Origin of the sequence: Pseudomonas sp. FSL W7-0098, assembly GCF_005930585.1 — a bacterium.
GTDB lineage: Bacteria > Pseudomonadota > Gammaproteobacteria > Pseudomonadales > Pseudomonadaceae > Aquipseudomonas > Aquipseudomonas bubulae.
In genome coordinates, this window is the sequence record NZ_RXHW01000002.1 from 312,552 (window position 1) to 326,540 (window position 13,989).

Consider the following 13,989-nt stretch of genomic DNA (forward strand, 5'->3'; position numbering starts at 1 on the left):
CGATAACCGGCGGGTCGAGTGCTCTCTAATGCAATAAGAAGCTTAGTCCAAAGGTGGTCGACACCCCCGGGCGCAATGGCTTGCGCCCGGGGGTTTCAGCCGGCTGAAATCAGGATTTCTTTTCTTCAGCCGGTTTGTCGTCTGCTGCCTTGTCGGTAGGGGTGGCAATCAACGCTTTGAGCTCATCGCTCATCGGGAACATCAGGTTCAGGCCTTTTGGTGGAATCGGCGACTCGAACCAGGTTTTGTAGGTGTCGTTGATCTTGCCCGACTTGTAGTAGGCAACGATGGCGTCATCCACGGCCTTTTTGAATTCCGGATCGCCTTTACGCAGCATGCAGCCGTAGATTTCGTAAGACTGTGGAGTGCCGGTCACGGCCCAGTCTGTAGGCTTCTTGGCTTTGGCCATTTCACCGGCCAGCAGGGCGTCGTCCATCATGAAAGCAACAGCACGGCCCGACTCCAGCATGTTGAAGGCTTCGCCGTGGTCTTTTGCCGAGATCACGTTCATGCCCATCTGCTTGTCGGCGTTCATCGCCTTGAGGATGCGCTCGGAGGTGGTACCAGCAGTGGTCACGACGTTTTTGCCTTTCAGGTCAGCGAAGTCCTTGTAAGGCGAGTCCTTTTTGGACAGCAGGCGCGTACCGATTTCGAAGATGCCGACCGAGAAGTCGACTTGCTGTTGGCGTTCAACGTTGTTGGTGGTGGAACCACACTCAACGTCAACGGTGCCGTTCTGCACCAGCGGGATACGGGTCTGGGAGGTAACGAGGTTGTACTTGACCTTCAGGTCCGGCATGTCGAGCTGTTTTTTCAGCCCTTCAACGATAGCCAGTTGCACATCATGGGAGTAGCCAACCGGTTTGCCGGAAGCGTCCGCGATGTAGGAGAACGGAATGGAGGAGTCACGATGCCCAAGGGTGATGGTGCCGGATTCTTTGATTTTCTTCAGTGTGCCGGTCAATTCGGCTGCAAAAACTGGAGTGCTAATCAGAGCTGCAGCAATTGCTGCGCCCAAAAGTTGCGGAACGATGCGCATCGATGTTTCCTCGACATTGTTTTTTTTATTGAGCCCGTTTGCAGGCCCTTTTTTACTCAGAACGTCTCAACAGGCTAAACGCTCTGTTTAAGCATTCGGCTTAGAGTGTAGAGCATGAGTCGTGCCAGCCCTGGCATTAAAGTCTAACCTGCTGATTTATAACGAATTAAAGTTTTATGTCGGGACTTCGGTGGCATGCAGATGCCCGGAAAGCCGAATCATTGGGGGAGAGTGCGTTCGGAAAACCGAATGAAAGGCAGGCAGTGCGGGGGGGGAGGAGCGAAGGCCCGTGCAAGCGGACTCGCTCCCACGGGCCATCTAAACGCGAATTAAGCGGCCTGAACCTTGCGGTGTTTCAGGCCAAGGGTGGTCATGTACTGGCTCAGGTGGGCCTGTTCCTCGGCCGTGGTGAACAACCCAAGCTTGGTGCGGCGCCACAGGATGTCCTGTGCCTCCAGTGCCCATTCCTGGTTGCACAGGTAATCAACCTCACGGCTGTAAAGGCCGCTGCCGATATGCTCGCCCATGTCGCTCAGGCCTTGTGCACCTTCGAGCAAGCTCCAGGAGCGGTTGCCATAGGTGATTGCCCAGCGCTTGGCAATTGCGGCATCCAGCCAGCTGTATTTGCTGACCAGGGCCTCGCTCAGGGCTTTTGGCGTGGTCATGCCTTCGCCGCCGGGTAATGTCGCGCTGGCGGTCCAGCTCGGCTTGATCTGGGTGAAGTAGGGTGTCAGCTGTGCCATGGCCGATTCGGCCAGCTTGCGATAGGTGGTCAGTTTGCCGCCAAATACCGATAGAAGCGGGGCTTCGCCCGCTGCGCCAGACAATGCCAGGGTGTAGTCGCGGGTCACGGCCGAAGGGTTGTCGGACTCGTCATTGCACAGCGGGCGCACGCCGGAGTAGGTGCGCAGAATGTCGCTGCGGCTCACTTGCTGCTTGAAGTGGGCGTTGACCACATTAAGCAGGTAGTCGGTTTCTTCTTCGGTAATGCTGACCTTGGCCGGATCGCCGGTGTATTCGCGGTCAGTGGTGCCGATGATGGTGAACTGGTCCATGTACGGAATGGTGAACACAATCCGCTGGTCTTCGTTCTGCAGGATGAAGGCATTTGGCGCGTCATACAGCTTGGGCACAATCAGGTGGCTACCCTGGATCAGGCGGATGCCGTAAGGCGAGTCCAGCTTGAGGTCGTCCTTGATGAATTTGGCGACCCAGGGGCCGGCGGCATTGACCAGGGCCTTGCTGCGGATCGAAAACAGGCTGCCATCTGCACGTTCCAGGTTCAACTCCCACAAACCCTTGTTACGGCGCGCGCCGACGCAACGGGTCTGGGTGTGAACATGGGCGCCTTTTTCCCGCGCGGCCATGGCGTTGAGCACTACCAGGCGCGCGTCATCGACCCAGCAATCGGAGTATTCAAAACCTTTGGTGATTTCTGCTTTAAGGGGGCTGTTGGCACCGAACTTGAGGCTGGTTGAACCAGCCAGCTTTTCACGCTTGCCCAAATGGTCATACAGGAACAGGCCGGCACGGATCATCCACGCCGGGCGCAGGTGCGGTCGGTGCGGCAATACGAAACGCATCGGTTTAACGATATGCGGGGCTTTGGCCAGCAGCACTTCGCGTTCGGCCAGCGCTTCGCGCACCAGGCGGAACTCGTAATGTTCGAGGTAGCGCAGGCCACCGTGGATCAGCTTGCTGCTGGCAGAGGACGTGTGGCTGGCCAGATCGTCCTTTTCGCAAAGGAACACCGAGAGGCCGCGCCCGGCTGCATCTGCCGCAATCCCGACACCATTGATTCCACCACCAATAACGGCGACGTCGTAAACCTCAGCGAGGGGAGTGGCAGGCAAGGTGGTCAGGGGCATGGGTTGGCCTCGCGTTCTTTACGCATATTTGAATTCGAACATTAATGTTCATTTGCGAAAATATTAGCGGATAAAGGCGCGCGCAGCCAGCACCCTTCGATTGAAAAAACTCATCGAAGGGCGTCGAAAGGAAGAATTTCGAACATTTTAGTGTAGGGCAATGATTCTGCGGGAGCAGGCATTGCTCGCAATGCAGGCGCTGCGGCTCACCTGTCAGGTTGCGGTGATGCCATCGCGAGCAAGCCCGCCCCACAGCATCTGAACCCGCATCACTATCTGAGTGCGGTTACACCACTTCCAGACGAATTTTGTTCTGGGCCAGCAGTTGCGCCAGCTCCGGCACGGGCGGCTGGTCGGTGACCAGGCAATCGATCAAGGTGATCGGGCCCAAGCGGACCATTGCATTGCGGCCGAACTTGCTGGAGTCCGCTGCCAGGATAGTTTGTCGGGCATTGGCGATAATCGCCTGGGATACGCGTACTTCCTGATAGTCAAAGTCCAGCAAGCTGCCGTCAGAATCGATACCGCTGATACCAACCAAGGCGAAGTCGAACTTGAACTGGTTGATAAAGTCGACGCTGGCCTGACCGACGATGCCACCATCGCGGCGCACATTGCCGCCGGCGATCAGTACTTCGAAGTCGTCTTTTGCGCTCAGGATCGACGCAACATGCAGGTTGTTGGTGATGATTTTCAGGTGATTGTGGTTGAGCAGCGCCCGGGCAATCGACTCGGTGGTGGTGCCGATATTGATGAAAATCGAGGCGTGATCGGGAATCTGGGCGGCAATGGCTTCGCCAATGCGGCGCTTTTCATCGCGCATCTGGTCGGCCCGCATGGCGTAGGCGGTGTTCTCTACACTGGAGTCATAGGCGGCGCCACCGTGGTAGCGGCGCAACAGGTCGGCTTCTGCCAACTGGTTGATGTCACGGCGAATGGTCTGCGGCGTGACGACGAACAACTGAGCCATTTCCTCGATGCTGACATAACCGCGCTCGCGTACGAGTTCGAGGATCTGCTGTTGGCGTGGAGGCAGATTCATGGAGTTTCCTTTGGGCGGCGAAGCAAATTCACCCATGATGCCGCAGGAAAGCGTCGTCTGCTACTCGCAGGTGCCTCAAGCAACTGCGGGCGCCATAGGCGCCCGCAGATGTAATTGCCCGTACTTAGTTGCTTTCTTCGTGAGGTTCCCAGTCGCGGGTACGGCTTACGGCTTTTTTCCAGCCGGCATAGAGCTTCTCTTTGCAGCTTTCGTCCAGTGCAGGTTCGAACTCGCGCTCGATCACCGCCTTGCCGCGCAGTTCATCCAGGCTGCCCCAGAAGCCGCAAGCCAGACCCGCCAGGTAGGCAGCGCCCAAGGCCGTGGTTTCACGCATTTGCGGGCGTTCAACCTGGGTGCCGAGGATGTCTGCCTGAAACTGCATCAGGAAGTTGTTGGCTACGGCACCACCGTCTACACGCAGGGCTTTGAGGCGTTCGCCGGAGTCCTGTTGCATAGCGTCCAGTACGTCCCGTGTCTGGTAGGCAATCGACTCCAGCGCAGCACGAATGATGTGGTCTACGCGTACACCGCGAGTAAGGCCGAACAGTGCGCCACGGGCATACGGGTCCCAGTAGGGGGCACCGAGGCCGGTGAAGGCAGGCACCAGATACACGCCATTGCTGTCTTTGACTTTATTGGCGAAGTATTCGGTGTCGTGGGCGTCGTTGATGATCTTCAGTTCGTCACGCAGCCATTGCACGGTGGAACCACCGTTGAACACGGCGCCTTCCAGGGCGTAGGCCACTTCGCCGCGGGGGCCGCAGGCGATGGTGGTCAGCATGCCGTGGGTCGACTTCACGGCGTTGGCGCCGGTGTTCATCAGCAGGAAGCAGCCGGTGCCGTAGGTGTTCTTGGCCTGGCCGGGCTCGACGCACATCTGGCCAAACAGCGCGGCCTGTTGGTCGCCGGCAATGCCGCCGATGGCGATACCGCTTTTGGTGCGGCCGTAGATTTCTGAAGACGACTTCACTTCAGGCAACATTTCGCGCGGGATATCCAGCACCTCCAGCATCTTGGCATCCCACTCCAGAGTGTGGATGTTAAAGAGCATGGTGCGCGAGGCGTTGGTGTAATCGGTAACGTGGGTTTTGCCGCCGGTAAATTTCCAGATCAGCCAGCTGTCGATGGTGCCAAACAGCAGTTCGCCTTTGCGCGCCCGTTCGCGGCTGCCTTCGACGTTGTCGAGGATCCACTTCAGTTTGGTGCCGGAGAAGTACGGGTCGGTCACCAGGCCGGTGGTATCGCTGATGTATTGCTCGTGACCGTCGCGTTTGAGCTGCTCGCAGATCTCGGTGCTGCGACGGCATTGCCAGACGATGGCGTTGTAGATCGGGCGGCCGCTTTCTTTGTCCCAGACCACCGTGGTTTCGCGCTGGTTGGTAATGCCGATGGCGGCAACCTGGTCATGATGCAGGCCGGCCTGGGCCAGGGCCTCAACCATCACGGCGCTCTGGGTGGCAAAAATCTCCATCGGGTCGTGTTCGACCCAGCCCGGTTGCGGGTAATGCTGTTGGAACTCACGTTGTGCTGTGCACACCACGTTGGCGTCACGATCGAAGATGATCGCTCGCGAACTGGTGGTGCCTTGGTCCAGCGCAATGATGTAGTTCTTATTCTGAGTGTCGGTCATTTGTTAGTGCCTTGCAGAATGAGGGAGGTTGCGGGCGCGAGACAGGTAACGGGCAGTAGGTCTCGTGCGCCCCGTTTCATCAGTCGGTATCAGGATGCCTGGGTCTTTGCAGGCGCAGCGGCTTGGGTAACCGCATCTGCCGGGGCAATGTCAGGCAAGTGCCGGGCAATCATCCCGCGATAAATGGCAGCGCCCAGACAGGCACCTACGATGGGTGCAAAAATGGGAATCAGGAAATACGGGATATCGCGCCCGCCGGTGAACGAGACGTCCCCCCAGCCAGCGAAGAAAGTCATCAGCTTGGGCCCGAAATCACGCGCAGGGTTCATCGCAAAACCGGTCAATGGGCCCATCGAGCTGCCAATGACGGCGATCAGCAAGCCGATCAGCAGGGGGGCCAATGGGCCACGGGGCAAGCCGTTTTTGTCGTCGGTCAGGGCCATGATTACGCCCATAAGGATAGCGGTTATCACAAGCTCGACGAGGAAGGCCTGCAGCGTTGTCAGCGAAGGGTGCGGGTAGGTCGAGAATACCGAGGCCAATTCCAGGCTGGCCTGGCTGCCACGTACCATCTGGTGGGCTTGTTCGTAATCGAAGAACAGGTTGCTGTAGAGCGTGTAAACCAACGCCGCTGCGCAAAAGGCCCCTGCGATCTGGGCGAGGATATAGAAAGGCAGTTTACGTTTTTCAAAATCGGTGAACAGGCACAGCGCAATGCTGACCGCCGGGTTCAGGTGTGCGCCGGAAACGCCGGCCGTCAGATAAATCGCCATGCTGACGCCAATGCCCCAGATGATGCTGATTTCCCATAGGCCAAAACTTGCGCCCGCGACCTTGAGAGCCGCAACACAGCCGGTACCGAAGAATATCAAAAGTGCGGTGCCGAGAAACTCGGCCAGGCACTGGCCTGAAAGTGTGGGGTGCTGCGATGCAGTCGACATGTAAAACCTCGTTATTGTTTTTTTTTGACGTCGTCAATCAGGGTGGCAGTGCGCCTGAGCCTGGACCGGGAACTGCGTATTTGTGTTTTACGCTGTCAGGCTGAGTCGTGTGAGTATATTCAGATTCGAAAAAATATAGACAAGAAACACTGCTGTCAAAGGTCGAAAGTGAACGGGTATTCACATTCTGACTTCAGATGAGTGCTTTGGTATTGGTTTTTATGTAAACAAAGACTACGAATTGAGAGGGGTAAAGGTAACTTTTTCGCTACATGCTGGGTCTGTAACCTCGGTTTCAGCGCCTTTTTACGGGGTAATAGCCTAAAATCGGCCATCGTATTTCTTTCTCCTCTGCAAAACTGGAGCTGTCATGACGCCTGCACTGGACCTGCTGAAAAAAGTTCGCGCCGAACATCGGGTACACAGCTATGAACACGACCCCAAGGCGGCATCCTACGGCCTGGAGGCCGCAGAAAAGCTTGGCCTGGAGCCTGCGCAAGTGTTCAAGACGCTGTTGGCCAGCAGTGAAAAGGGCGAGTTGCTGGTTGCCGTCGTACCGGTCGTCGGAAGTCTTGATTTGAAAGCGCTGGCTCAGGCAGCGGGGGTGAAAAAAGTCGAAATGGCGGACCCGGCGGCGGCTCAACGCTCCACAGGTTATCTGCTTGGCGGGATCAGCCCGTTGGGGCAAAAGAAGCGCCTGCGTACTTTTATTGATAAAAGTGCCGAGGGTTTTTCGACTATTTTTGTCAGCGCCGGACGACGCGGGCTGGAGGTGGAACTGGCGCCTGCGGTGCTGGCAGAGCACACGCAAGCGAAGTTCGCAGAAGTAGGCAGGGCGTAAGCGCTGCCACAGGTTTTTAGTGCGCTGTGCTGAAACGCCTTACACCTGATTCGGATTGCGGGATTTGCGCCGCTATGCTGCCGCTGGTTTGAAACATCACCAGGTGTTCGGCGGCAACGCGAATGCCCACTTCAGCGCCAGGCAAGTGGTCGGCATGACTCGGGAAGATCGACTCCAGCTGGCTGCCTGTCGGCAGTTGCAGGCGATAAAGGGTCGATGCGCCGAGGAATGTCTTGCCGATGATCCGCGCCTTCAAATCGCTGTCCGGTGCGTAGACGATATCGTCCGGGCGCAGCAATACATCCACTGCACCGCCCGTTGGCCAGGTATACGCACGGTTGCCACGCAAGACACCCAGCTCGGTTTGTACCGATTCAGGTGTCAGCAACTGGCCGCGAATAAAGTAGCCCTGACCGATAAAGCTCGCCACAAAGGGCGTCTGAGGTTCGTGGTAGAGGTTGTAAGGGGTGTCCCACTGTTCAAGGCGGCCTTCCTTGAACACGCCAACATGATCGCTGACAGCGAAGGCTTCTTCCTGATCGTGTGTCACCAAAATCGCACTTGTACCACGGGCTTTCAGGATATCGCGCACTTCGTGGCTGAGCTTGCGGCGCAGCTCGCCATCCAGGTTGGAGAATGGCTCATCCAGCAACAGCAGTTGCGGCTCGGGTGCCAGGGCGCGGGCCAGGGCAACGCGTTGCTGCTGACCACCTGATAACTCGTGCGCAAAGCGTTTGCCCAGGTTTTTAAGGTTGACCAGCTCAAGCAGCTCTTCGGTCACACGGTCTTTGTTCGGGTGCTTGCGAATGCCGAAGGCAATGTTGTCGGCCACGCTCAGGTGCGGGAACAGGGCGTAGTCCTGAAACACCATACCAATACGACGTTTCTCGGGTGCCAAGGTGAAGCCGGCGCTGGAGATCACTTCGCCTGCCAGCCTGATTTCACCCTGGTGTACCGGTTCGAACCCGGCAATAGCACGCAATGTCGTGGTTTTGCCGCACCCCGAAGAGCCCAGCAAGCAGCCGATATCACCGGCATTGAGATGCAGGTTGAGGTTTTGCACCACGCTCTGGCCCTGATACCCACAGGCCAGATCACGAAGGTTTAGCAATAGCGGCTGACTCATGCGGATTGGTACGCCGGTTGGACAAGGAATTCGAGCAGCGCTTTTTGCGCATGCAGGCGGTTTTCGGCCTGATCCCAGGCCACGGAGCGAGGGTCGTCCAGCAGATCGACGCTGATCTCTTCGCCGCGATGAGCAGGCAGGCAGTGCATGAACAGCACGTCATCGGCCGCCAGGTCGAGCAGGGCACGGTTGACCTGATACGGGGCAAACAGTTCGAGGCGCTTGGCCGTTTCGTCTTCCTGACCCATTGATGTCCATACGTCGGTGCTCACCAGATGGGCGCCAATCACGGCATCACGCGGGTCGCGAACGATGGTAACGCGTTCGCCTGCCAGCGCCACGAACTCGGGGTTTGGTTCATAGCCTTGCGGGCAAGCAACACGCAGGTGGAAGTCAAACTGGATAGCCGCTTCTATATAGCTGTTGCACATGTTGTTGCCGTCACCAATCCAGGCCACGGTCTTGCCCTTGATCGATCCGCGATGCTCAAGGAAGGTCTGCATGTCAGCCAGCAGCTGGCATGGGTGCAGGTCGTCCGACAGGCCATTGATAACCGGTACGCGGGAATTGGCCGCAAACTCGGTCAGGGTGCTGTGGGCGAAGGTGCGGATCATGACGGCGTCAAGCATGCGTGACATGACGATGGCGCAGTCGCCTATCGGTTCGCCACGACCCAGTTGGGTATCTCGTGGTGACAGAAAAATGGCCTGGCCACCGAGCTGGATCATGCCAGCTTCAAATGACAGGCGGGTGCGGGTCGATGATTTTTCGAAAATCATGCCCAGTACGCGACCTTTCAAGGGTTCGAACAGAACGCTGCGCTGGCGCAGGTCCTTAAGCTCGATGCCGCGGCGAATCACGCTGACTAGCTCTTCGGGAGTGCAATCCATCAGGGAGAGAAAGTGCCTTGCGCTCATCATTAACTACCTTTTTTTGCAACGATCGCAGATGCTCAAGGCCGGGGTTTTCGGAAAAACGGGCGAGACCTGCGGCGAAAGCCGCACGGGGCGACGAAATAGGGGAAGGCGCGATCTTATAAGGAAATGTCGCGTCTTGCCAATAAGGGTCATATGTATAGAGGTTTGAGCGGGTCTTGCGCTGCATGAGCCACATCAGGCGGTTTGCCTCACCTCAGCTGCCCATTTGTACACTGCCGTGGCGTAGCTTGGCAATTGCGAGGGGGGGCGAGGTCGTCGTATTTGTCATCGCTGGCGAGGAGCGACGGCTGCGATGGCGTTGTCAGCATTCCTGTCATGAGGCGGGGTTTAACTGCTCGCAGCCATCGTTTCTCGGCAGGGACAACAAGCTTTGTGGAGGGAGCAGGGGCATACTATTGTCTGTCGGGGAGACCGAGCGTCGCGCTCGGCTTTCCGTTACAATGCGCCACCGTGCCGACATCTGCGTCGGAAAGTTCAGCCGAGGTGCTCCATGGATATCATCGAAACTATTAAAGACCAGATTGCCAACAACACCATTCTGCTCTACATGAAAGGCTCCCCGAATGCCCCGCAGTGCGGCTTTTCGGCTAAAGCTGCTCAGGCAGTCATGGGGTGTGGCGAGAAGTTCGCTTACGTGGACATCCTCCAGAATCCTGAAATTCGTGCCAATCTGCCAAAGTACGCCAACTGGCCAACTTTCCCGCAATTGTGGGTAGGTGGCGAGCTGGTTGGCGGTAGCGACATCATGGCTGAAATGGCCGCTGATGGTTCTTTGCAGGCTTTGATCAAAGAAGCTGTCGAGAAAGCCGCAGCAAACAAGACTGAAGCGTGATATCAGTCGCGTCGTGACAGTTGTTTTGTCGCACGCATAAAAAAGCCCCGCCTCTGTGATAAACAAGGCGGGGCTTTTTAATGGGTGTTAGTTACTCACCCATTTGCGATTGCAGGTAATTCTCAATACCCACTTTGTCGATCAGGCCCAACTGAGTTTCCAGCCAGTCGATATGTTCTTCTTCCGACTCAAGAATATCTTCGAGCATTTCCCGGCTGCCAAAGTCACCAACTACTTCACAATGGGCAATGGCGGCCTTGAGGTCGGCGTGGCCAGTCTTCTCGATGCGCAGGTCACACTCCAGCATTTCCTTGGTGTGCTCGCCGATATGCAGCTTGCCCAAGTCCTGTACGTTTGGCAGGCCTTCCAGGAACAGGATGCGTTTAATCAGTTTGTCCGCGTGTTTCATCTCGTCGATGGACTCGTGGTACTCATGCGCGCCCAACTTCTCCAGGCCCCAATCCTGATACATGCGTGCATGCAGGAAGTATTGGTTGATTGCGACCAGTTCGTTGCCGAGAATTTTGTTGAGGTGCTGAATAACCGAAATGTCGCCTTTCATGGCTGGGGCCTGCCTTAATTAACTGTATATAGGGCAGAGTTTGATCCGCACCTTGCAGACTGTCAAACCTAAGTATTTGAATAATAAATGAAAATTAATCGGAATAAGAATGTTTGTGTTCCGCGTCTTGGGCCTAAGCACTTGAATTCTGGGCATAAAAAAACCGGACGCTATGTCCGGTTCTTTGGAATTGGTTAATCAGGCGACTGAAAATTCTGCCGGGAAACTCATGACAGCCTGGCTGGCTTGCAGCGAGGAAAGGGTTTCACGAACCACTTGCTTGGCCAGACAGGCACATTTGCCACATTGGCTGGCAACACCTGTCGCTTCACGCACTTCACGGTAACTGCAGCAACCGTCGTAGATTGCGTCGCGGATTTTTCCATCGGTGACGCCAGTGCAAAGGCAAACGTACATAAATAAGAACCATCGCTGGTTGGGATTCAATGCCAAGGATCTTAATGTTAACGAGAATGATTGTCAAAGTACCTTGAGTCTCAATTGAGGGTCTCAGGCACTGTGCTGACGAACGGTTCTTTTGAGCGCTTTCGGGCGGGTGAAAAAGGGTGCCTGCCAGTTCCGACGAGCGGTGTATGATGACCGGTCTTTTTACCCGGGAGCTGATTGCCTGGCGTCGTTTTCAACGGCTGCCCAATCAGGTTCTGTTTTTCACGCTGCACACCAGGAGATATCCAATGAGCGTACTCGTAGGCAAACAAGCCCCTGACTTCACCGTCGCCGCCGTACTTGGCACTGGCGAAATCGTTGACAGCTTCACGCTGTCCTCCGCCATCAAAGGCAAATATGGCCTGGTGTTCTTCTACCCACTGGACTTCACTTTCGTATGCCCGTCCGAGCTGATCGCACTGGATCACCGTATTCCTGAGTTCCAGGCGCGCAATGTTGAAGTGGTTGCGGTGTCCATTGACTCCCATTTCACCCACAACGCATGGCGCAACACGCCAGTGAACAATGGCGGCATCGGCCAGGTGAAATACACCATGGCTGCCGACATCAATCACGCCATCTGCAAGGCCTACGACGTTGAAACCGAAGGCGGCGTGGCTCTGCGCGGCGCGTTCCTGATCGACGACAAAGGCGTTGTGCGCTCGCAGATCGTCAACGACCTGCCACTGGGCCGCAACATGGACGAGCTGCTGCGTCTGGTTGACGCCCTGCAATTCCACGAAGAGCACGGCGAAGTTTGCCCGGCCAACTGGAAAAAAGGCGACAAGGGCATGACCGCTTCGACTGCAGGTGTTGCGGCTTACCTGACTGAAAATGCTGACCAGCTGTAATCGTCAGTTTCAGGCATAAAAAAACCGGACCCAGTGTCCGGTTTTTTTATGGTGCGCTGTAAGCCTTTACGACAGGATCAGTCGTTGAAGTCTTTCCAGCCGCCCATTTGTTTCCAGCTGTTTACGATGCCACAGAACAACTCGGCGGTTTTCTCGGTGTCGTAACGGGCCGAGTGTGCTTCACGCCCATCAAAGTCGATGTCGGCGGCCTGGCAGGCTTTTGCCAGGACGGTCTGGCCATAGGCCAGGCCAGCAAGGGTCGCGGTGTCAAAGCTCGAGAACGGGTGGAAAGGGTTGCGCTTCATGTCCAGGCGCGCGACAGCGGCGTTGAGGAAGCCCAGGTCGAAGCTGCTGTTATGCCCCACCAGAATGGCGCGTTTGCAGCCATTGGCCTTCAGGGCCTTGCGCACACCGCGGAAGATATCGGTCAGGGCTGTCTCTTCACTGACGGCCATGCGCAGTGGGTGATCGAGCTTGATACCGGTGAATTCCAGTGCAGCGGCTTCGATATTGGCGCCTTCAAACGGCTCGACACGGTGGAAATAGGTGTGTTCGGGGAACACAAAGCCTCTTTCGTCCATGCCGATCGTTACGGCAGCAATTTCCAGCAATGCATCAGTAGCACTGTTGAAACCGCCGGTTTCAACATCGATTACGACCGGCAGATAACCGCGAAAGCGCTCTGCCATCGGGTGGCGTGGACCGCCGCCATGGCCGCCTTCGTGTTCGTCATCATAATGGTCGTCACTCACAGCTGTTCCTCCAGCAGGCGCCAGCGCAGTGTTTCACCGGCGCGCAGCGGAATTACGGTCAGCTCGCCGAAAGGCAGGCTGGTTGGGGCGGTCCACTCCTGGCGAACCAGGGTGATCTGTTCGTTGCTGGCGGGCAAGCCGTAGAAGCGCGGGCCGTTAAGGCTGGCAAAGGCTTCCAGCTTGTCGAGCGCATTGCGCTGTTCGAACGCTTCGGCGTACATCTCGATGGCCGCATAGGCGGTATAACACCCGGCGCAACCGCACGCCGCTTCCTTGGCGTGCTGGGCGTGAGGTGCCGAGTCAGTGCCCAGGAAAAACTTCTCGCTGCCGCTGGTGGCCGCATCCAGCAGGGCTTCCTGATGGGTGTTGCGCTTGAGGATCGGCAGGCAATAAAAGTGCGGGCGAATGCCGCCAACCAGCATGTGATTGCGGTTGTACAGCAGGTGATGAGCGGTAATGGTTGCGCCGACGTTGGCCGAAGCCTCGTTGACGAACTGCACCGCGTCGGCGGTGGTGATGTGCTCAAACACGACTTTCAGCGTCGGGAAACGATCTACGACGCGGCGCATATGCTCGTCGATGAAGATCTTTTCGCGGTCAAACACGTCTACGCCGGCTCGGGTGACTTCACCGTGGATCAGCAAAGGCATGCCGACTTCGGCCATGACTTCCAGAACCGGGAAGATCGCGTCGATACTGGTTACACCGGAGTCGGAGTTGGTCGTTGCCCCGGCCGGATACAGCTTGGCTGCATGGACGAATCCGCTGGCCATGGCCGTGCGAATGTCTTCTGGCTGGGTACGATCGGTGAGGTACAGCACCATCAGCGGCTCGAAGCGGCTGCCAGCGGGGCGTGCAGCCAGGATGCGCTGGCGATAGGCGTCGGCCTCGGCGGCATTGCGCACCGGGGGTACCAGGTTGGGCATGATGATGGCGCGGCCAAAAGTGCGCGCTACATCCGCGACAGTGTGAGGCAACACAGCACCATCGCGAAGATGTATATGCCAGTCGTCGGGACGCAGCAGGGTCAGGCGGTCAGACATTGGGGATTCCAGGCGGGTCGAACTGAGGTGAATGCTACCGGAAAAGACTCTGGCAGGCACTCGCTATCAAGTTTTGT

General features: G+C 57.0%; 14 protein-coding genes. 3 read left to right on the top strand and 11 right to left on the bottom strand.

What is annotated here, in order from left to right; all coding sequences use genetic code 11:
* Positions 1 to 109 precede the first annotated feature (109 nt).
* The 5 genes from FHL07_RS04455 to FHL07_RS04475 all read right to left on the bottom strand — a co-directional run bounded on the left by FHL07_RS04455 (position 110) and on the right by FHL07_RS04475 (position 6,520).
* Positions 110 to 1,039 carry a glutamate/aspartate ABC transporter substrate-binding protein gene (locus FHL07_RS04455; protein ID WP_095001409.1) on the bottom strand — a complete coding sequence of 310 codons (930 nt, stop codon included), beginning with the start codon at positions 1,037 to 1,039 and terminating at the stop codon, positions 110 to 112.
* A 329-nt stretch (positions 1,040 to 1,368) separates the two neighbouring features.
* The gene (gene glpD, locus FHL07_RS04460; protein WP_095001408.1) at positions 1,369 to 2,907 is read right to left on the bottom strand and encodes a glycerol-3-phosphate dehydrogenase; all 1,539 of its coding nucleotides are present in this window, start codon (positions 2,905 to 2,907) and stop codon (positions 1,369 to 1,371) included.
* A 286-nt stretch (positions 2,908 to 3,193) separates the two neighbouring features.
* Complete coding sequence (locus tag FHL07_RS04465; RefSeq protein ID WP_019823558.1) at positions 3,194 to 3,949, bottom strand: DeoR family transcriptional regulator; 756 nt, start codon at positions 3,947 to 3,949, stop codon at positions 3,194 to 3,196.
* 124 nt (positions 3,950 to 4,073) lie between these two features.
* Positions 4,074 to 5,579, bottom strand: coding sequence for a glycerol kinase GlpK (glpK, locus tag FHL07_RS04470; RefSeq protein ID WP_095001407.1), 1,506 nt, complete (start codon positions 5,577 to 5,579; stop codon positions 4,074 to 4,076).
* Between the two features lie 89 nt (positions 5,580 to 5,668).
* Positions 5,669 to 6,520: an MIP/aquaporin family protein gene (locus tag FHL07_RS04475; RefSeq protein WP_095001406.1), complete on the bottom strand. Its 852-nt coding sequence runs from the start codon at positions 6,518 to 6,520 to the stop codon at positions 5,669 to 5,671.
* Positions 6,521 to 6,890: 370 nt separating this feature from the next.
* Between FHL07_RS04475 and ybaK the strand changes: the two genes are divergently transcribed.
* Entirely contained in the window at positions 6,891 to 7,361 is a 471-nt protein-coding gene (gene ybaK, locus FHL07_RS04480; protein WP_095001405.1) for a Cys-tRNA(Pro) deacylase, read from the top strand.
* A gap of 16 nt (positions 7,362 to 7,377) precedes the next feature.
* Here ybaK and FHL07_RS04485 read toward each other — a convergent pair whose 3' ends face one another.
* Positions 7,378 to 8,487, bottom strand: a complete 1,110-nt coding sequence (locus FHL07_RS04485) for an ABC transporter ATP-binding protein (RefSeq protein ID WP_095001404.1) — start codon at positions 8,485 to 8,487, stop codon at positions 7,378 to 7,380.
* The gene (gene argF / locus FHL07_RS04490) at positions 8,484 to 9,404 is read right to left on the bottom strand and encodes an ornithine carbamoyltransferase (RefSeq protein WP_095001403.1); all 921 of its coding nucleotides are present in this window, start codon (positions 9,402 to 9,404) and stop codon (positions 8,484 to 8,486) included. The genes FHL07_RS04485 and argF overlap by 4 nt, the downstream gene beginning before the upstream one ends.
* Before the next feature lie 511 nt (positions 9,405 to 9,915).
* Between argF and grxD the strand changes: the two genes are divergently transcribed.
* A complete protein-coding gene (grxD, locus tag FHL07_RS04495) occupies positions 9,916 to 10,257 on the top strand; it encodes a Grx4 family monothiol glutaredoxin (protein ID WP_016779691.1) in 342 nt (113 codons plus the stop codon).
* Between the two features lie 91 nt (positions 10,258 to 10,348).
* Here grxD and bfr read toward each other — a convergent pair whose 3' ends face one another.
* Together bfr and FHL07_RS04505 are read right to left on the bottom strand one after the other, a co-directional pair.
* Complete coding sequence (gene bfr / locus FHL07_RS04500) at positions 10,349 to 10,819, bottom strand: bacterioferritin (RefSeq protein WP_016779692.1); 471 nt, start codon at positions 10,817 to 10,819, stop codon at positions 10,349 to 10,351.
* Positions 10,820 to 11,017: 198 nt separating this feature from the next.
* Complete coding sequence (locus tag FHL07_RS04505; protein ID WP_016779693.1) at positions 11,018 to 11,236, bottom strand: bacterioferritin-associated ferredoxin; 219 nt, start codon at positions 11,234 to 11,236, stop codon at positions 11,018 to 11,020.
* 278 nt (positions 11,237 to 11,514) lie between these two features.
* On the opposite strand from FHL07_RS04505, the gene FHL07_RS04510 reads away from it, so the two are divergent.
* Positions 11,515 to 12,117: a peroxiredoxin gene (locus FHL07_RS04510; protein ID WP_095001402.1), complete on the top strand. Its 603-nt coding sequence runs from the start codon at positions 11,515 to 11,517 to the stop codon at positions 12,115 to 12,117.
* Between the two features lie 77 nt (positions 12,118 to 12,194).
* Here FHL07_RS04510 and rnt read toward each other — a convergent pair whose 3' ends face one another.
* Complete coding sequence (gene rnt / locus FHL07_RS04515; protein WP_016779695.1) at positions 12,195 to 12,869, bottom strand: ribonuclease T; 675 nt, start codon at positions 12,867 to 12,869, stop codon at positions 12,195 to 12,197.
* Positions 12,866 to 13,912: a dihydroorotase gene (pyrC, locus tag FHL07_RS04520; RefSeq protein WP_138738155.1), complete on the bottom strand. Its 1,047-nt coding sequence runs from the start codon at positions 13,910 to 13,912 to the stop codon at positions 12,866 to 12,868. Before pyrC ends, rnt begins: the two co-directional genes overlap by 4 nt.
* Positions 13,913 to 13,989 lie beyond the last annotated feature (77 nt).

Coding starts and splice junctions, on each gene's coding strand:
- FHL07_RS04455 (WP_095001409.1), bottom strand. CDS start 1,039: ATGCGCATCGTTCCGCAACTTTTGGGCGCAGCAATTGCTGCAGCTCTG.
- glpD (WP_095001408.1), bottom strand. CDS start 2,907: ATGCCCCTGACCACCTTGCCTGCCACTCCCCTCGCTGAGGTTTACGAC.
- FHL07_RS04465 (WP_019823558.1), bottom strand. CDS start 3,949: ATGAATCTGCCTCCACGCCAACAGCAGATCCTCGAACTCGTACGCGAG.
- glpK (WP_095001407.1), bottom strand. CDS start 5,579: ATGACCGACACTCAGAATAAGAACTACATCATTGCGCTGGACCAAGGC.
- FHL07_RS04475 (WP_095001406.1), bottom strand. CDS start 6,520: ATGTCGACTGCATCGCAGCACCCCACACTTTCAGGCCAGTGCCTGGCC.
- ybaK (WP_095001405.1), top strand. CDS start 6,891: ATGACGCCTGCACTGGACCTGCTGAAAAAAGTTCGCGCCGAACATCGG.
- FHL07_RS04485 (WP_095001404.1), bottom strand. CDS start 8,487: ATGAGTCAGCCGCTATTGCTAAACCTTCGTGATCTGGCCTGTGGGTAT.
- argF (WP_095001403.1), bottom strand. CDS start 9,404: ATGAGCGCAAGGCACTTTCTCTCCCTGATGGATTGCACTCCCGAAGAG.
- grxD (WP_016779691.1), top strand. CDS start 9,916: ATGGATATCATCGAAACTATTAAAGACCAGATTGCCAACAACACCATT.
- bfr (WP_016779692.1), bottom strand. CDS start 10,819: ATGAAAGGCGACATTTCGGTTATTCAGCACCTCAACAAAATTCTCGGC.
- FHL07_RS04505 (WP_016779693.1), bottom strand. CDS start 11,236: ATGTACGTTTGCCTTTGCACTGGCGTCACCGATGGAAAAATCCGCGAC.
- FHL07_RS04510 (WP_095001402.1), top strand. CDS start 11,515: ATGAGCGTACTCGTAGGCAAACAAGCCCCTGACTTCACCGTCGCCGCC.
- pyrC (WP_138738155.1), bottom strand. CDS start 13,912: ATGTCTGACCGCCTGACCCTGCTGCGTCCCGACGACTGGCATATACAT.